The 17,418-nt window shown below is 60.3% G+C and carries 15 protein-coding genes; 5 read left to right on the forward strand and 10 right to left on the reverse strand.

Translation table 11 applies throughout. From position 1 onward, the window contains the following. Positions 1–276: 276 nt before the first annotated feature. Entirely contained in the window at positions 277–1,569 is a 1,293-nt protein-coding gene (locus C1722_RS08825) for a Fic family protein (RefSeq protein ID WP_102378902.1), read from the reverse strand. A gap of 282 nt (positions 1,570–1,851) precedes the next feature. Between C1722_RS08825 and C1722_RS08830 the strand changes: the two genes are divergently transcribed. Beyond that, a complete protein-coding gene (locus C1722_RS08830) occupies positions 1,852–3,174 on the forward strand; it encodes an FAD-dependent oxidoreductase (RefSeq protein WP_102378903.1) in 1,323 nt (440 codons plus the stop codon). A gap of 73 nt (positions 3,175–3,247) precedes the next feature. Here C1722_RS08830 and C1722_RS08835 read toward each other — a convergent pair whose 3' ends face one another. From C1722_RS08835 to C1722_RS08850, 4 genes are all read right to left on the reverse strand, one after another. Continuing rightward, entirely contained in the window at positions 3,248–3,451 is a 204-nt protein-coding gene (locus C1722_RS08835; protein WP_102378904.1) for a hypothetical protein, read from the reverse strand. Between the two features lie 114 nt (positions 3,452–3,565). Then, positions 3,566–6,088, reverse strand: coding sequence for a ferrous iron transporter B (gene feoB / locus C1722_RS08840; RefSeq protein ID WP_102378905.1), 2,523 nt, complete (start codon positions 6,086–6,088; stop codon positions 3,566–3,568). Positions 6,089–6,271: 183 nt separating this feature from the next. Then, the gene (locus tag C1722_RS08845) at positions 6,272–6,511 is read right to left on the reverse strand and encodes a FeoA family protein (protein WP_102378906.1); all 240 of its coding nucleotides are present in this window, start codon (positions 6,509–6,511) and stop codon (positions 6,272–6,274) included. A gap of 95 nt (positions 6,512–6,606) precedes the next feature. Then, on the reverse strand, positions 6,607–6,879 hold the full coding sequence (locus tag C1722_RS08850) for a FeoA family protein (protein WP_244902503.1): 273 nt from the start codon (positions 6,877–6,879) through the stop codon (positions 6,607–6,609). Between the two features lie 221 nt (positions 6,880–7,100). Between C1722_RS08850 and C1722_RS08855 the strand changes: the two genes are divergently transcribed. From C1722_RS08855 to C1722_RS08875, 3 genes are all read left to right on the forward strand, one after another. Then, complete coding sequence (locus C1722_RS08855) at positions 7,101–7,646, forward strand: PadR family transcriptional regulator (protein WP_102378908.1); 546 nt, start codon at positions 7,101–7,103, stop codon at positions 7,644–7,646. Between the two features lie 140 nt (positions 7,647–7,786). Continuing rightward, positions 7,787–9,325 (forward strand): MDR family MFS transporter, encoded by a 1,539-nt coding sequence (locus tag C1722_RS08860; protein WP_102378909.1) that lies wholly within the window; start codon positions 7,787–7,789, stop codon positions 9,323–9,325. Positions 9,326–10,357: 1,032 nt separating this feature from the next. Further along, positions 10,358–11,383 (forward strand): glycoside hydrolase family 3 protein, encoded by a 1,026-nt coding sequence (locus tag C1722_RS08875; protein ID WP_102378912.1) that lies wholly within the window; start codon positions 10,358–10,360, stop codon positions 11,381–11,383. Between the two features lie 146 nt (positions 11,384–11,529). Here the strand turns inward: C1722_RS08875 and C1722_RS17405 are convergent, their stop codons facing one another. Then, the gene (locus C1722_RS17405) at positions 11,530–11,697 is read right to left on the reverse strand and encodes a YbbN family protein (protein WP_244902504.1); all 168 of its coding nucleotides are present in this window, start codon (positions 11,695–11,697) and stop codon (positions 11,530–11,532) included. After that, the gene (locus C1722_RS08880; protein ID WP_244902505.1) at positions 11,660–13,840 is read right to left on the reverse strand and encodes a ribonucleoside triphosphate reductase; all 2,181 of its coding nucleotides are present in this window, start codon (positions 13,838–13,840) and stop codon (positions 11,660–11,662) included. The genes C1722_RS17405 and C1722_RS08880 overlap by 38 nt, the downstream gene beginning before the upstream one ends. 334 nt (positions 13,841–14,174) lie before the next feature. On the opposite strand from C1722_RS08880, the gene C1722_RS08885 reads away from it, so the two are divergent. Continuing rightward, positions 14,175–14,879, forward strand: a complete 705-nt coding sequence (locus tag C1722_RS08885; protein ID WP_102379600.1) for an anaerobic ribonucleoside-triphosphate reductase activating protein — start codon at positions 14,175–14,177, stop codon at positions 14,877–14,879. A 7-nt stretch (positions 14,880–14,886) separates the two neighbouring features. Here C1722_RS08885 and C1722_RS08890 read toward each other — a convergent pair whose 3' ends face one another. The 3 genes from C1722_RS08890 to C1722_RS08900 all read right to left on the reverse strand — a co-directional run bounded on the left by C1722_RS08890 (position 14,887) and on the right by C1722_RS08900 (position 17,105). Continuing rightward, positions 14,887–15,135, reverse strand: a complete 249-nt coding sequence (locus C1722_RS08890; protein WP_102378913.1) for a helix-hairpin-helix domain-containing protein — start codon at positions 15,133–15,135, stop codon at positions 14,887–14,889. Positions 15,136–15,168: 33 nt separating this feature from the next. Next, positions 15,169–15,585 (reverse strand): DUF3795 domain-containing protein, encoded by a 417-nt coding sequence (locus C1722_RS08895; protein ID WP_102378914.1) that lies wholly within the window; start codon positions 15,583–15,585, stop codon positions 15,169–15,171. Between the two features lie 149 nt (positions 15,586–15,734). Beyond that, on the reverse strand, positions 15,735–17,105 hold the full coding sequence (locus tag C1722_RS08900; protein ID WP_102378915.1) for an MATE family efflux transporter: 1,371 nt from the start codon (positions 17,103–17,105) through the stop codon (positions 15,735–15,737). Positions 17,106–17,418 lie beyond the last annotated feature (313 nt).

The following is a 17,418-nucleotide window of genomic DNA, read 5'->3' on the forward strand; positions in this document are numbered from 1 at the left end:
CCCCGCCGCAAAATGTGGTGGTAGCCAGACGAGAGGAGCTCCACCACCCGGATAAGCAAAGGAGGTGTATGCGGGCGGGCGGTCTGCGTTTCGGTTTCGCCGCTTGCGCTTTCTTAACCGTTCCGCCTTGGCATGATGTTAGTATAGGTTAACTTCATTCGCGACGCAACATAAGTTTGCCATGGTTTACAATTCCTCCACAACTCAGGTTCGAAGGCGGGAAAACCAGCGAGTCCGACCACCGCCTCCCACCCGCGCGTCCGGGGCGCTGTTGACTCAGTCGACCGCCCCCTTTCGCGTGAGCAGTTGGCGAAGCCCGGGGGTTACATGGAATTCGAACGCGCGCCGCGAGCGGACGCACTGGAGAAACCCCAAATCCGCCAACTTCAGCAGATCGGCTCGCGCCGTTGCGTACGCGACCCGATGGGTCTTCTGATGGGCCTCGATGCGAAAGACCGCCTCGGGGTTGCTCAGCGCAACCTGCAGAACCGCTCGCTGACGGTGGTTTATTTCGACGTCTTCGCGAAGCGCCTGGACGAACGCCTCGTCGCGCTTGATAACCCGCTTCAGATCGTCCTCCACCTCGTCGAGCTTACGCCGAACCAGCTTGGCAAGCACGCCGACGTATATCGTGTAATCAACCTCGTTGTCGATGAGCACCTCGGAATCGGCAAGAGAGGTCAAAACGGTGGGCGGGCGAACAACGCCGCTCTCCCACTCCCGGCATATCTTGACGAGGGGAACGAAAGCGAGTGCGGGCAGCCGTGACTTCTTGAACAAAAGCTTCATCAGAAGCGAATACACGGTTCCGTTCCAAGCCGGCAGCGGAAACGTACTCATGACGAGGTGGCGAACGGCCATACCGAGAAGCAAGGGATGCTCGGCGTGCTCATCCCGATTGCCCTCGATCAGCTTGGCAGCGAGGGCCAAAGCACTCGGACTGTCGAGCTGCTTCTTCCTCCATAAAGCGGAACGCTGCGCCACCGACGGCGTTGCCTGGACGCTCACGCCCCTCGACACCCTTTCGTACATCTCGAGGATCGTCTCGGGCGTACAGGGCCTGTCGACGTACTCGTCAAGATCCCATATCGCCTGATGACCGTTTAACAGCAAGCGCTCTTCGGAGTTCTCGGGGTCGCGCTCCCCCAGCAGAACCTCCCGCGCCTTTTCGTATCCGATCGTCAACCCGTCCTCGCGTATGGTGGTGATCGCCTCGTCGACGTGCGCCTCGATGAGGAAGAACGTGGTGTTGCGGGATTTGATGGCCGTATCGAGCCACGATCCCTCGTGGCACCGCCTGTCGATATCGTCCAGATCGTCGAGGATCGAACGGGTCGGGTAGTACCATCCGCGCCGCCCATCACCATCGCGAAACGGCAGCTCTATCGCAGTCTGACGCCGCAACGCATTCAGCATATCCCAGGTCTGCTTCTGCGTTATGCCCGCGGGCGTAACCACGTTGCAGAATTCTGCCCACGGCAGTGGATGTTCGTCAACCAGCCTCCGCAGGTTGCAAAACGTCGGGTCTTTCAGAAGCGCGATCATCTGGTCGACTATTTCGCTCGTCATAGGCTCCCACCCATCGGACTTCACCGTCTTACATCACTGATATCAGGAATTGATAATTAATAATACTACGCACGATCGATTTCGATCAACCGGCTATCGTTCTTATGTATGCGAATGTGAAATGGTATTTCGATTGCTTTTCCGCCCCTGGTTCGACCTCGAACTCCTCCCCTCTAATTATCAATTTTTTAGATATTGACACTTACGGTAAGCCGCTCATATGCTTCGGTTGAGGACGAGAGTCCGAAAGGGAGAAAAGGGAGACAAGGGAAAGGGAACATCATGCTCGAAGACAGAAAACTGACGCGGCGGGGATTCGTGGGGGCGGCGCTTGTCGGCTCCATGGGAGTTGCAGCCTCATCCTTTTTAGCAGGATGCAGCGCACCCGAGGCGGCAAGCGACAAAGGCGCAGAGTCATGGGATGAAGAGGTAGACGTGGTCGTCATCGGCTCGGGCGGCGCAGGCCTTGCGGCTGCTGTGGAAGCGGCGAACGCAGGCGCAAGCGTTATCGTACTCGAGAAGACCAACATCGTCGGCGGCGATTCGACGCTGTGCGACGGTATCCTCGGCGGCTGGGGCACCAAGCTCGCAAAGGCACAGGAAATCGACGTCTCCGCAGATGAGGTATACGACTGGTTCATGGGCCATCCCGATTGGTACGGCCCGAAGGACCCCGAGGTGGCCCGCGTTCTCGCCGACAAAAGCGGCGAGACGATCGACTGGCTGCAGGAAATCGGCGTCGCCGCTTCATCGAAGAAAGGAGACGTGCGCATCAAGGCGAACAAGGGCGTCGTCATGGCGACGGGAAGCTACGCTGGAAGCCCCGCTATGCTCGCCCAGCTGAACGCCGAGAGCGCCCACCTCTTGCCCGGCTCGAACCCGGGGGCCACGGGCGACGGCCTCGCTATGGCCATGGACATCGGCGCCTACACCGCACGGGCATCCGAGCTGCCGCTCATGAGCTCGCTCGCCGGCGTCGAATCGGGATCGATCGTCAACTGGAACTACTACGAGCGCCTGCACGGCCTGTGGCTCGATGCCAACGGTGAGCGCTTCTTCAATGAAGAGACGAACTACGAGAACCCGAACGGCCACCGCGCGATCGTGCGCAAGCAAAACGAACAGGGCACGCAGGTAATCGCCTTCATCGGAACCACCCCCGAACTCGAAGCCGTGCTCGCCGTGCGCCCGATCGAATGGGCTACCGGCGAGACGGTTGAAGAGGTGGCGGAGGCCGTAGGTCTCGACGGCGCGAAGGTGAAGGCGACCGTCGAGCGGTTCAATAGCCTGTGCGAAACCGGGGAAGCGGACGATTTTGGACGTCCTGCCGAGTTCATGGTTCCGCTGACCGGACCGTTCTACGCTGCGCCGATTTCGGTGAGCACTTCGGTGACCATGGGCGGCTTCAGGACGAACACCGAAGCTCAGGCTTTGAAGCTCATGGCCCCCACGAAAGACGGCAGCCTGACCTCCCCCATTCCCGGCCTGTACGCAGCGGGCGTGGCGTGCGAGTGGAACTGCGCAGCGGGCGCTACGGTGCTCTGCGCCGTGACGCTCGGCAGGATTGCCGGGCAAAACGTCGCCAAGGAAACACCCGCAGCATAAGCGCCGCAACGAAAAAAGGAGCCGGAAGCCCCAAGGGTCTCCGGCTCCTTTGCAGCGAGCGTATACGTGAGCGCTACCTCTGAGCGCGGGCAGCGCGTTCCATATCGGCAACCATCTTGTCGACAGCGCCGCATCCAGCGCACTCGCCCGAAGAGCATTCTCCGTCATGGCAATCGCACAAACCGCGCTTCGCCATACGACGTACAGCGAGGACCGCGAGAGCGATGATCGCCAAGCTTATGACGATGGTCGAAAAGTTCCACATCATCGGCTGCATAGCAGGCCCCTTTCTCGTTTCATCGGCCCGGCGCTCTCGTGCAAGACAGACCGGGTGCGTTTCCATTGCATGCGAACCCCTCTTCGAGGCTGCCCGCCTACAGCGCCATCGGTCTTACGCGACGCTGCCTTCGGCTGCGAGCTTCTTCGCATTCTTCTTATCGTAGTTCGGCATCGGACGGAAAAGCTGGAACAGGATCGCAACCAAGCACACGCCTGCAACCACCGTCCACAGGTTGAACGACAACTCACCGGTGATAAGACCGCCGAACTGGTAGAGCATCAAACCGACGACCCAGCCGAACACCGTCATGTAGCCGATGGCGAACCACGTCCACTTGGCGCTCTCCATCTGGCGGCGGATCGTGCCGATGGCGGCGAAGCACGGTGCGCACAAGAGGTTGAAGGCGCAGAAGGCGACGATCGCGGGCGCCGAGCCGCCGAGCATGAGGGCGAACGCCGACCACATCGAGGGATCGGCCTCCCCAACATCGCCGAGGCTCGTCAGGATGCCGACGGTCGCAACAACGTTCTCTTTGGCAACAAGCCCGGTGACCGAAGTGACGGTTGATTCCCAGTTACCGAAGCCGAGCGGCGCGAAGATCCAGGCAAGACCGTTGCCGAGACCGGCCATGAGGCTGTATTGGATATAGCCGTCCATTTCAGTATCGAGCAGGCCAAACTGGCCATCGTACATGCCGAAGTTCATGAGGAACCAGATGACGATGGTAGACAGGAAGATGATGGTACCGGCTTTGACGATGTAGCTCTTGATGCGTTCCCACGTGGCAAGAAGCACGGTCTTGATAGCCGGAATGTGGTACTGCGGAAGCTCCATGACAAACGGGCTCGCCTCGCCGGCGAACATCTTGGTCTTCTTGAGCATGATGCCCGAAATGATGATCGCAATTACGCCGAGGAAGTAGAACATCGGAGCGATCCACCAGGTAGCCTCTGTGTTACCGCCCGCAAGCGCGCCGAACACGAGAGCGATGATCGGCATTTTCGCGCCGCACGGGATCATCGTCGTAGTCATGATGGTCATGCGGCGGTCTTTTTCGTTCTCGATGGTCTTGGTGGCCATGACGGCGGGGACGCCGCAGCCCGAGGCGATGAGCATCGGAATGAAGCTTTTGCCCGACAGGCCGAACTTGCGGAAGATGCGGTCCATGATGAAGGCGACGCGGGCCATGTAGCCGCACGCCTCGAGCACGGAGAGCAGCAAGAACAGGATGATCATCTGCGGGATGAAGCCGATAACGGCACCGACGCCCGCGATGATGCCGTCGATCACGAGGCTTTGCAGCCACGGTGCGGCGTTTACGGCGGTCATCGCATCGGAAACCACCGGCGTCAAACCAGGGATGAACAAGCCGAACTCCGTGGGATCGGGCTCTTCCGCCTCGAGGGCGTTTGCGAAAGCAGCGCCGTTGACTTCGGTGACCTCGCCGGTCTCCTCGTCTTCGACCATGCCGACGACGCCCGCCGCCTGCGCCTCGGATTCGAACGCGGTTATTGCCGACTCGTCCTCAGCGGTAGGCTCTTCGGCCTCAAGCGCCGCCGTTACGCCTTCGACGTCGATACCGCCTTCTTCGGCTGCGGCGAGGTAGGCTTCGATATTCGCCTGATCGCCCTCCCATTCGCCAACCGCCTCTTCGTAGGCAGCACCTCCAGTGTAGAGCCAGCCATCTCCCGAAATGCCATCGTTGGCCCAGTCGGTCACAACACCCGTGCCAACGGAAATGGCCAGGTAGTACACCAAGGCCATGATGACGACGAAAATGGGGAGTCCCAGCCATCGGTTCGTGACGATGCGGTCGACCTTCTGGGTCGTATTCATCCCCTTGCGCGAAACCTTGACGGCCGAAGACACCAAGCCGACGATGGAATCGTAGCGCTCGGAGGTGATGATGCTCTCGGCATCGTCATCCTCTTCGGTCTCGACACGCTCGCGGATGGCGTCGACCGTTGCGATGTCGGAAGCGGAGAGCTTCAAACCCGCGATGGTGCGCTCCTCGCCTTCGAATAGCTTGGTTGCGTACCAACGAAGCGTATCGCCGGGCACCCCGCCCTCGATCACCTTCGCGATCTCGGCAAGAGCCGCCTCGACCTTCTCATCGTAGCGAAGCTCCGACGCCGCAGGCTTGCCCGCTTTCGCCGCCTTGATGGCGGTGTCGAGCAGATCCTGCATACCCGTGCCCTTGAGCGCCGAAGTCTCCACGATGGGGCACCCGAGCTTCCGGGAGAGTTGGGCAACGTCGATCTTGTCGCCGTTCTTCTTGACCAAATCCATCATGTTGAGCGCAATAACCACCGGAAGCCCCAGATCAAGCACCTGTGTGGTCAGATACAGGTTACGCTCGAGATTCGTTGCATCGACGAGGTTGATAACCACGTCGGGGCGTCCGTCGAGCAGATAGTCCCGCGTTACGATCTCCTCGGGAGAATACGGCGAAAGAGAATAGACACCCGGCAAGTCCGTGATGATCACGTCTTTGTCGCGTGTGTATTTGCCTTCCTTCTTCTCGACGGTCACGCCAGGCCAGTTGCCGACGTATTGGTTGGCACCGGTCAAGTCATTGAACATCGTCGTCTTGCCGCAATTCGGATTGCCGGCAAGCGCTATGCGAATTCCCATGTTCTACCTTTCATCTCTCGGCGGCGCGATCCTTCGCCGCCCTGCGGTTGATCCGCACTTTCAAGTTAACCTATGCTAACTCGCATCCCAAAAAAATGCTTTCCATGCCGCGGCTTCGGCCATGAAAAGCCTGCTCGGCGGTCGCTCACCGCCTCAGCCCGACCGAACGGTCGGGCACGACCCTTAACCGACGAGAATGCTCTCGGCCTCGCTTTTACGAAGAGAGAGCTCGTAGCCTCGCACCGTAACCTCGATCGGATCGCCCAAGGGTGCGACTTTGCGAACGTACACATCGGTGCCCTTCGTAATGCCCATATCCATGATATGGCGCTTCAAGGCGCCTTCGCCCGTAAGCTTGCGGACGACGGCCGACTGGCCGATCTTCACGTCGCGCAGGGTCTTTTCCCCAGCAGCTTCTGCCATGCTTCCTACCTTTCTTGCTGTTCGTATTCCCGACCAGGGCGCGCATGCCCGGCAAGCCGAAACCCGCCAAACGCCGCAGAACCCCGGATGTTTCCCTATTGGGTGATGATGCGCGTTGCAACCTGCTTGTTCAAAGCAACCTGAGAGCCCTTGATCTCGACAATCAGATTGCCGCCCATCTCGGAGACAACCGAAACCTCGGCGCCTTCGACGAACCCGAGGTTCTCGAGATGATGATGCAGATCGCCCTTGCCACGCACTTTTGCAATGGTGGCCGACTGGCCGCGTCCCAAAAACGACAGCGGCATCTGAGCCCTTCCAACGTTGGGCGCTTCATGTACTGCGGATATCGTGCTGCTTGCTGCCATAGTCTCCTGCATACCCATACACCTCACGATGTTAGCTTTATGTAACAAAATGTATCATAGACCAAACTTTTCCATAATGGAAGCTAAAGTTAACTTTTTTTACACAGGAATGCACATTTCGCAACCAAAAGTAGCCGAGATTACCTTATTGCGAGATCCACCCGAAAAACCCTTGACACCAATACTATCAGTGATAGTATTTGCTGCGAAAGGAGATTGCGATGGCAAGTGAATCGATAGAGATCATGATCCTCGGAGCGCTCATGGAGCGCCCGATGAGCGCCTATGAAATGGACAAAGAGATGGAGATCCGCAACGTACGCCGCTGGATACGCATCAGCTCCCCCTCGGTATATCGCAATCTCATCAGGCTCTACGACGAGGGGTACGCCGACGGCAGAGTGGTCAAAGAAGGCGAGATGCCCGAGAAGACCATCTACTCCATCACCGAAAAGGGCATCGAACGCCTGCGCGAGCTCATGCATAAAACGGCTTCGCAGCCGGTGCGCGTCGACTACGGGTTTTTGCCCATCACGGCGAATCTTTGTTGGATCGACGAAGAAGAGGGCCGCGGGCTCATCGCCGAGTTGATCGAATCGCATCGCGCCACTGCCGAGCGCGTTGAGAAGATGATTCCCGACTACGACCGGCTCGAAGCTCGCGCAACGATGGATCTCTGCGCGCAAACGTACCGTCTCGTGGCCGATTGGCTCGAGAAATACGAGCACGAGTTCTACGGCGACGAGGAGAACGGTGGCGCAGGCTAGCCGTATGGCAAATAACGCGCCTTCGACGCGCTTTCGACGCGCGCCTACCCATCACGCAAACGCACCGGGCTTGCCCGGTTTGTTTTTCCCTATTAACTATCAGTGATAGTACTTTCACCGTAAGTAGATTGGAGGCTCCCATGGAGCAACAAGCAAAAGCCGCCTCGGACGGCGTCATCGTCGGGCTGATGCTGAGCCTGTTCATCGCAGCGCTCGACGCAACGGTGGTGAGCACCGCCATGCCCAAGATCGCCGCTGCGCTTTCCGGCTTCGACCGTTATACGTGGCCGTTCACCTCCTACCTCCTCACCTGCACGATCGCCACGCTGCTCTGCGGCGGCATCGCCGCACGCGTGGGGCATAAGAAGATGTTCATGCTGGGTATTCTCGTATTCGCGGGCGCTTCGCTCGGCTGCGCCCTGTCGAACTCGATCGAGGCGCTCACCGCGATGCGGGCCGTGCAGGGCGTCGGCGGCGGGTTCGTGGAGTCGGGCGTATTCATCACCGTCGCCGAGCTGTTCGAACCGCGCGAGCGCGGCAAGTACATGGGAGCCATCTCGTCGATGTACGGGCTGGCAAGCGTTGCGGGGCCGCTCGTCGGCGGCCTTATCGCCGACACCGTCGGGTGGCATTGGATCTTCCTCGTCAACCTCCCGATCAGCATCGTGGCGCTCGTGCTCGTAACGAAGTTCCTTCCCGGCAAAAGCGCTCATTCGGAATCACGTCTCGATCTGCGGGGTGCGGTACTCGCCTCGGCAACCGTCGTGCCGCTTGTTCTTGCATTCAGCCTCACAGGCGACCTGTTCGCCTGGTGGTCTGCCCCGTTCTTCGGCCTCCTGATCGCAGCCGCGCTATTCGGCGCGCTGCTCGTGGCGGCTGAAAAAGGCCGAGAAAGGCCCATCGTCCCTGTGCAGCTCTTCGCCCGCAAGCAGGTTTCGGCGGCTTTCGTGCTCAGCTTCGGGGCGCAGTTCCTCCTGCTTGCCGGAATCATGTTCATACCCCGCTTCGCCCAGGAAGCGCTCGGATTGAGCTCGACCGAGTCCGCCTACGCGACAATTCCGATGACGCTCGCCCTGATTATCGGCAGCAACGCCTCCAGCAGGCTGTTCGGCAAAACCGGGCGCATGCGCATGCTCGCCCGCATCGCCTTTATCGTCATGGGCGCAGGTTCGCTTGCGCTCGGCATCGTCGGTGCGGAAACGAACTTGGCGCAGATAGCGGTTTCGTCTGCCGTGCTCGGCTTCGGCATAGGCATGAGCATGCCGCTCGGGAACATAGCCGCGCAGACGGGCGCCGAACCGCACAACATCGGCAAGGCGACGTCGATGGCGCTGTTCTTCCGCGGCCTCGGTGGAACCATCGGCACGGCGGCATGCGGGGCGGCTGTCGGGGCAAGCAGCGTCGGTGCGGCGCCTGCCGTGTTCGGAATCTGCATTGCGTTGGCGGCAACCTGCCTGGTAACGATGGTCTGGCTGCCGAAAATGATCGAGGGCAGACGCGGTGCGAGGGGGCGGGCCCACGCAGCCGACGGAGCCAATGGTGCCAGAGACGCGAACAAAGACGCTTCCGTCAGGATCACCGACATTTCGTGCGAGCGTCCCGCCACGCAGGGTGCTGAGGGGGAAATTGCCTCAGGCAACCCCCGCCCAAAACCCGCATCCCCGAACGTCGTGCCCTAAGACCAACCGCTTTCCCGCAGCAAGGCCGATACCGCCTGCCCAGCGCTGGGCAGGCGCCCCCAATGCTGCCAGACCGGCGCTGGGCAGGCACCGCCGATGCCGAATGGCGCAATGACACCCCGCATCTCCCGATGCGATGCCGACGAAGCCGCTTCCTGGAACATCTCCCGATATGCCAGAATCGACATGCGTCCACGCGAGGCTTCGAGCAGAGTCGCGTCAACGGCGATCGAGCGGCCGGTGGGTAGAATCTGGCAGAAATTTCGACCTGTGTCAAAATGGAATAACTTAGGTATCAAGTGCGCATGCTTTCGATACCTCACGAACTGGAGTTTCCCTACAACTTGCCGCATTATCAATAAAGTAACTCCTTCTTGAATTGACACAGGTCGAATTCTCTGCCACATTCGGCTATGTCGGCGTCGGATCAACAATGCAAGGCGCATCGACGACGCATGCGCAAGCTGCTTTACGCTCACCTATCCCCATCACGCAGAATCCATTTTCTTGAGCGTTGCGTCGCTCGGCCCGCCGGGCGACGCAACTGGCGCTCGCGCTCGTGCGCAGCCTCGAATGCGCCTCAACCATTGCTTGCAGCAAACAGGGAACTGCGTGCGATTCGGCCTTCCGCTTTTATACTGGGCGCACACCACATGGACAGCCCTGAAAGAAAGATCGGATCGTGGCACTTCGCGCAACATCCAAGAACCGCAAAGGCCGCATAGGCCAGAAAGCCGTCTTCATCGCAGCCTGCGCGCTCATCGCCTGCGCGGCCTCCCTGGTCGGCTGCTCCTTTGCGTCGGTTCCCGACGATCCGAGCGAAACCGCCGATAAGCCGGCCATCGAAACAGAAGTCCCGAATACGACCGAGCCCGCTGCGGCGACGAACACGCAAAAGCCCGCCCCCGAACCGACGATCGAGGAGCAGGCCGCAGAGCGCGTTTCCGTCATGACGNCGCTGCGGCGACGAACACGCAAAAGCCCGCCCCCGAACCGACGATCGAGGAGCAGGCCGCAGAGCGCGTTTCCGTCATGACGCTGGAGCAGAAAGTCGCCCAAATGTTCATGGTGACGCCCGAGGCGATCACTGGGGTGGACGCCGCAACGCAGGCGGGCGCGGCGACCGAAAGCGCCCTGGCAGAATATCCGGTCGGCGGCATCGTCTACTTCCAGAAGAACCTCATCGATCCCGATCAAACGAAAACGATGATCGCCAACACGCAAGCTTACTCACAGGAAGCCTCGGGCCTGCCCGCCTTCATCGCCGTCGACGAGGAGGGCGGCACGGTCAAGCGGATTGCCGACAATCCGGGATTCGATATCGAAGACGTGGGCAACATGGCGGATACCGGGGCAACGGGAGACCCCTCGCAGGCGAAGACGGCGGCAGAGACGGTGGCCGCTTATCTCACCGACCTCGGGTTCAACCTCAACCTCGCACCCGATGCCGACATTTGCGGCGATTCGAGCACCGACGTCATGGCGCTCCGTTCGTTCGGAGGCGATCCGCAGACCGTGGCTGAGATGGTCGAAGCCCAGGTCGAAGGCTTCGAGAGCTCGGGCATGCTCTGCAGCGCCAAGCACTTCCCCGGCATCGGGGGCGTTATGGGCGACAGCCACAAGGGGGCCATCGTCTCGGACAAGACGCTCGACGAGCTGCGCGCTTGGGAGCTCGTGCCCTTCGAGGCCGCGATAGCAGCCGATGTGCCGTTCGTGATGGTAGGTCACCTTTCTCTGCCCACGGCGCTCGGCACCGACATACCAGCCTCCATCAACGCCGCCGTGGTGACCGACCTGCTGCGAGACGAGCTCGGCTTCGGCGGCATCATCATCACCGACGCCATGGAGATGGGCGCCGTCGGCGATTTCTGCACAGCCGACCAAGCGGGCATCGCAGCGATCGAAGCGGGCGTGGATATGGTGCTCATGCCATCCGACTTCCCTGCCGCCTACCAGGGCGTCATCGACGCCGTGAACGACGGGCGCATCCCCGAATCGCGGATAGACGAATCGACAGCGCGCATCGTGAAGGCGAAGCTCGAATACCTCGGGGCGTAAGGTACGCGGAACCCGCAACTCCGCGCGCGGTCCGCGTCCGTCGCCAGGCGAACGAAACAGCGCACTCCCATACCGCCCACACCACATAGGAAAGGGGCCCGAGCGGGCCCCTGAAACCGATGCCTTTCCGAACGCGTGCTGCGGACTTACGCAAGCACCTTCAGGCTCGGGATTTCCCGGAACACCGCCGCGGCACCGCGAACGACGTCGGCCTTGCCGTCGGCACCCACCTTAAGCAACGTCGGAGCCTGCATGATGCTGTAACGACGAGCGAGCTCAGGATTCTCCTCGGCGAAGATCTTCTCGAACGGCACGCCGGCATTCTGCATGAGCTGCTCGGCATGCTTGCAGTTCGCGCAGGTATGCGTTGCCACCAGGTAGACACCCGCGGGAAGCGTGCTCGACGCGGCGGCAGGCGCGCTGGCGNTGAGACTTGCCGTCGTTCCAGTTCTTGACCGGGCGGTAGTACCCGGTGATGCGGCTGTACACCTCAGTCTCCTCATGGCAGCACGGGCACTCGTACACCTCGCCGGCGATATAGCCGTGGTTCTTGCATACCGAATAGGTGGGCGACATGGTGTAGTACGGCAGCTTGTAGTTCTCGGCGATCTTGCGCACGAGCGTGGCGGCGGACCTCCAGTCGGGCAGTTTCTCGCCGAGAAACGCGTGGAACACCGTTCCCGACGTATAGAGCGTCTGGAGCTCGTCTTGCACGTCGAGCGCACTGAAGATGTCTTCGGTATAGCCGACCGGCAGGTGCGAGGAGTTCGTGTAGTAGGGCTTGCCGTTTTCGTTCGCCGTAATGATGTCGGGGAACTGCTCTTTGTCGTGCTTGGCGAAGCGGTACGTGGTGCTTTCGGCCGGCGAGGCCTCGAGATTGTACAGATCGCCGTACTCTTCCTGGTAATCGCTCAAACGCTCGCGCATGTGGTTGAGCACGTTCTTCGAAAACTCCTGGGCGGCCCTCTGCGTCATATCGGCGCGCAGCCACTTCGCATTCAGGCACGCCTCGTTCATGCCGACGAGCCCGATCGTGGAGAAATGGTTCTCGAACGTGCCGAGATAGCGCTTCGTATACGGATAGAGACCCGCATCGAGCAGTTTTGTGATGACGGTGCGCTTGGTCTTGAGCGAACGCGCCGAGACGTCCATGAGGTGGTCGAGGCGTTGGTAGAAATCGGCTTCGGATTCCGCTTGGTAGGCAATGCGCGGCATGTTGATGGTCACGACGCCCACCGAACCGGTCGATTCGCCGCTGCCGAAGAACCCGCCCGATTTCTTGCGCAGCTCGCGCAGGTCGAGGCGCAGGCGGCAGCACATGGAGCGCACGTCGGAGGGCTCCATATCGGAGTTGATGTAATTCGAGAAGTAAGGCGTACCGTATTTGGACGTCATCTCGAACAAAAGCTGGTTGTTCTCGGTCTCCGACCAGTCGAAGTCGCGCGTGATCGAGTAGGTGGGAATAGGGTACTGGAACCCGCGCCCGTTCGCGTCGCCTTCGATCATGATCTCGATGAACGCCTTGTTGACCATGTCCATTTCGCGCTTGCAGTCGCCGTAGGTGAACTCCATGTCCTTGCCGCCCACGATGGCCGGAACGTCTCTCATGTCGGCGGGCACGGTCCAGTCGAGCGTGATGTTCGAGAAGGGCGCCTGCGTGCCCCAGCGGCTCGGCGTGTTCACGCCGAACACGAACGATTCGATGCACTGCTTGGTTTCCTCGTACGTAAGGCCATCGGCTTTGACGAACGGCGCGAGGTAGGTGTCGAAGCTCGAGAACGCCTGGGCACCCGCCCATTCGTTCTGCATGATACCGAGGAAGTTGACCATCTGGTTGCACAGGCTCGAAAGATGGCTTGCGGGCTTCGAGGTGATCTTTCCCGGAACGCCGCCGAGGCCTTCTTGGATGAGCTGCTTCAGCGACCAGCCGGCGCAGTACCCCGTGAGCATCGAAAGGTCGTGGAGGTGGATATCGGCGCTGCGATGGGCCTCGGCAACTTCTTGGTCGTATATCTCGGAGAGCCAGTAGTTGGCCGTGATGGCACCCGAATTCGAAAGGATGAGGCCGCCGACGGAGTAGGTGACCGTGGAGTTCTCCTTCACGCGCCAATCCTCGACGTTCACGTAGCTGTCGACGATGGCCTTGTAGTCGAGCAGGGTCGCATTCGCGTTGCGCACCTTCTCGCGCTGCTTGCGGTAGAGGATATAGGCCTTGGCAACATCGGCGTACCCGGCGGTGGAGAGCACCTCCTCGACGCTGTCCTGGATGGTTTCGACATCGACGATGCCGTTTTTGATCTTCGGCTCGAAGTGCGCGGTCACGTTGAGGGCCAGAAGATCGATGGTTGAGGGATGGTACTGCTTTTCCAACGCGTCGAACGCTTTGGCGATCGCCCCCGAAATCTTCGCGATGTCGAAATCGGAGATCTTACCGTCGCGTTTTCTGACCTGGTACATTATGCATGCTCCTTCGTTTTCCTGCCGTATGTGCTGTTTGAAGTATCAGTATCCTAGTCCCGCCTACCGCACAAGTCAACGGAAACCTCACCATATCTAGATTCTTTTCTGCGTACGGCAACTACATGTTGTAGTTTATGTTTTTCTCTGAGTATTTTCATCAACGTAGCGGAAACGGTCGCCCAACGAAAGGCCGACGTACGGCGCCAAACAGCGCGGTCGAGCGACTGTCCTCGCCCGTCAGACCGACCATAGGAGGAAGAGGTTCGCGATGATCGGCCGGCGCACAGGAGAGGATCGAGCTCTCCTGCCGAAGTGCTACAATCAGGAGACCATGAGAATATCCGGACTCCAAAAACTCACGCTCCTCGATTTTCCGGGGAAGACGGCCGCAACGGTATTCGCACCCGCCTGCAACTTCCGCTGTCCGTTCTGCCACAATGCCGAACTGGTAGCCGGCGACGAGAACGGCGCGTTTCCGTCAATTTCCGAGGACGAGTTCTTCTCGTTTCTCGACAAGCGCCAAGGCCTGCTCGACGGCATCTGCGTCACGGGTGGCGAGCCGCTTTTGCAGCCGGACATAGCCGCATTCTGCGCTGCGATCAAGCGCCGCGGCTTTGCCGTCAAGCTCGACACCAACGGCAGCTTTCCCGAGAAGCTGCGCGAGCTCGTCGAAGCCGGTCTGATCGACTACGTTGCCATGGACGTTAAGAACTCCCGTGAACGCTACGCGGAAACCGTCGGCGTCGAGAGGTTCGATATGGCACCCATCGAACGCAGCATCTCCTATCTGCTTTCCGGGACGGTACCCTACGAATTCCGCACAACCGTGCTGCGGGAATTCCACGACGGGGAAAGCCTTGTTGCCCTTGCGCATTGGATCGAGGGCGCCGACTCATGGCATCTGCAGAGCTTCGTCGACTCCGATACGGTACTGGCCGGCGAAGGCGAACTGCACGGTTATGCCGCCGACGAGCTGCGAGGCTTTCTCCCCGAGCTTCGCACGATCGTGCCGAACGCCGAAGTGCGCGGGGTTTAGCGCCAGCTCAATCCTTCCAAGCCCACCACTTGAGCTTTTCGGGATCGGGCTGCTCGGTCTCGGCGAAGTAGACGGCCTCGCGGTATACGTAGAGGCAGCACCGGTCAGCCGAACCCCCGTGCACGATGCAATCGCGAGCGTAAAGCTCTTCCGGATCGGCTCCAGCCAGATCCTCAACGCACTCGATGCCGATTGCTCGCAAGCGAGCTTCCATATTGGGTCCGACACCCGGAATGACTTTCAGGTCAATCGCCATAGCGCACTTCCTCTCATCGTCTGCCGCCGAAGCCTACCTCGAGCCTACCGCATGCCCGCATTCGCTGCACACGCCCCGATGCTGCGACACCGCTCCCCTGCCGCACGAGGTGCACGACCAGCGCTCGCGCTCTTCGCGCATGAACGCATCGAGACCGACGGCGCGAGCCCTCACTAGATTGCCGACTGGGCTCACGCCGTACTTTTTGTAGTTGCGCTCCATACGTTTGCTTTCGGGGCAGGGAAATTCTGCACATTCGAAGCAGCGGGCAATTCCCTTGCCCTCGCAGCACTCCTTGATAAAGCATGTTCGACAATGCCCCGGCTTGCCCTCGTCGCCCGCAAGGCATCCGCAACACGGTTTTTTCGCCGCAAGGTGCTTATAGCACGCAAAGCAATTCACGCCGCAGGGAGCCAAAAGGCTCGAATCGATGTGCTCGGGCACGCGCATGGGGCTCCTCCGATTCCTCGGATCGACGTCAATGATCGTAGTATATCAAAAAACGAACAGATGTTTCACGTGAAACATCGCCTATCGCGTGGGGTCGAGCCGCTACGTGGTCGTTGGAGCGGCGCTCATCATGTGCGCCTGCGAGATCGTCACCGCTTCGTATCCGGCGGATTCGCCAACCTTACCTTCCACGTTCCCCGCAGGTAATACGCCCACCCGACGAGCACCGGCAGCACGGGCGAGAGCGCCTGGGCAAGATAGACGCCGACGAACCCCATGCCGAACACGGTACCGAGCACCCACGCAAGCCCGAATCGGATTGCCACCGCATCGAGAACCGCATTCACGAGCGCGAGGTTGGGCGAACCCGAACCGAGCGCAAACGAATCGAAGCAGTACATAAGCGCGTAGAAAGCCGAGTTGACCGAACAGGTTATACGCAAATAGAGCACCGTCGTCTCAATCGCCTCAGTGCCCGATGCGCCGAACAGCAGGGCAAGATCGTAGGCGAACGCCTGGGTCGCCACTGCGATGAGCGCGATAATCGCCACCGAGATACCGCAGCTCGCCCGAACGATCGAGCGCATTCTTTCCACCCGCTGCGCACCGGCATTCTGGCTTGCCATGGCCGTTACCGCCTGTCCCATTGCCCAACAGGGCAATCCGGCGAACGTGCTGATCTTGAGGCCTATGCCCGAAGCGGCGGCAACATCGGTGCCGTAGGCGTTCAGCATGCCGGTCACGAGCAGGTACGATATATTCACGACGATCATCTGAGACGCCGAAGGAACGCCCACCTTCAGCACTTCCGCCGCGCTGCGGGCGAACGCGCGGCCGAACCCGAAGCGAGGCCGAGCAGACGGATGGCGGGCGAAAAGGTGCCGAAGCGCCAAGGCGCACGATAGCGCCTGCGCGATAACGGTCGCCCATGCGGCACCCGCTACCTCCCAACCGAGCACCCCGACGAATGCGATGTCGAGCACGACGTTCACGACCGAGGCCACAGCGATGAACGCGAGCGGTCCGCGCGCATCGCCGAGCGCCCTCATGAGGGAACACGCCGCATTGTATCCGAATGTGAAAATCGAGCCTGCGCTTACGATGACCATGTACGACACCGCTTCGTCGAGCGACGGACCCGGAACGCCGAGCGCCGTAAACACCGGCAACGCGAACATGATGCCGGGTACGGTGACGGCAAGCGCGCACAGCGCCGATAGGACGAACACCGCCGCCGATGCGGTTCTCTGACCCGCAGCATCGCCCGCCCCTTTGCAGCGAGCGAGGACGACGGTCCCGCCGCCTGTCATGCCGATGGCGAACGAGCCGATGCAGAACGAGATCATCGAAGCGTTGCTGATGGCGACGAGCCCGTCGTTGCCCATCACCTGACCGACGACGATCATATCGGCTGCTTGATAGCAGTATTGCAGAATGTTGGCCGCCAAGAGCGGCAGTCCGAACTTGATAAGATGTTTAACGACGGACCCCTGCGTGAAGTCCTGTTCTCTTGATTCCATATCTCTCCTCGAAACGAAAAAGCCGTAGACGGAACACCATCTACGGCCTCGAGGTTCGATGCATCGAAATCCGACGGATCCCCATGCGCAACGCGGATAGCCCATTGCCGCACAGAGTCACCGCACACGATGCGCGGTATCGGCATACATGCCGTATCGGTTTCGATGAGAAAGGACAGGCGATTCGCCTATCCGGCAAGCCCTGCGCGATGTCCCATCATATCCATCTGCACAGAGCACGGCCAATGCAAAGCTTCATAGCTCTTCCGATCGAGTAGCACCAATAGAACCAACACGCCTTCGGGAACGCCGG

It is taken from the genome of Raoultibacter timonensis (assembly GCF_900240215.1).
Taxonomy (GTDB): Bacteria; Actinomycetota; Coriobacteriia; order Coriobacteriales; family Eggerthellaceae; genus Raoultibacter; species Raoultibacter timonensis.

Excerpts from the sequence above, each read along its gene's own strand:
- feoB (WP_102378905.1), bottom strand. The coding sequence starts at position 6,088 with ATGGGAATTCGCATAGCGCTTGCCGGCAATCCGAATTGCGGCAAGACG.
- C1722_RS08825 (WP_102378902.1), bottom strand. The coding sequence starts at position 1,569 with ATGACGAGCGAAATAGTCGACCAGATGATCGCGCTTCTGAAAGACCCG.
- C1722_RS08900 (WP_102378915.1), bottom strand. The coding sequence starts at position 17,105 with ATGGAATCAAGAGAACAGGACTTCACGCAGGGGTCCGTCGTTAAACAT.
- C1722_RS08830 (WP_102378903.1), top strand. The coding sequence starts at position 1,852 with ATGCTCGAAGACAGAAAACTGACGCGGCGGGGATTCGTGGGGGCGGCG.
- C1722_RS08875 (WP_102378912.1), top strand. The coding sequence starts at position 10,358 with ATGACGCTGGAGCAGAAAGTCGCCCAAATGTTCATGGTGACGCCCGAG.
- C1722_RS08860 (WP_102378909.1), top strand. The coding sequence starts at position 7,787 with ATGGAGCAACAAGCAAAAGCCGCCTCGGACGGCGTCATCGTCGGGCTG.
- C1722_RS08890 (WP_102378913.1), bottom strand. The coding sequence starts at position 15,135 with ATGGCGATTGACCTGAAAGTCATTCCGGGTGTCGGACCCAATATGGAA.
- C1722_RS08885 (WP_102379600.1), top strand. The coding sequence starts at position 14,175 with ATGAGAATATCCGGACTCCAAAAACTCACGCTCCTCGATTTTCCGGGG.
- C1722_RS08895 (WP_102378914.1), bottom strand. The coding sequence starts at position 15,585 with ATGCGCGTGCCCGAGCACATCGATTCGAGCCTTTTGGCTCCCTGCGGC.
- C1722_RS08835 (WP_102378904.1), bottom strand. The coding sequence starts at position 3,451 with ATGCAGCCGATGATGTGGAACTTTTCGACCATCGTCATAAGCTTGGCG.
- C1722_RS08850 (WP_244902503.1), bottom strand. The coding sequence starts at position 6,879 with ATGGCAGCAAGCAGCACGATATCCGCAGTACATGAAGCGCCCAACGTT.
- C1722_RS08845 (WP_102378906.1), bottom strand. The coding sequence starts at position 6,511 with ATGGCAGAAGCTGCTGGGGAAAAGACCCTGCGCGACGTGAAGATCGGC.
- C1722_RS08855 (WP_102378908.1), top strand. The coding sequence starts at position 7,101 with ATGGCAAGTGAATCGATAGAGATCATGATCCTCGGAGCGCTCATGGAG.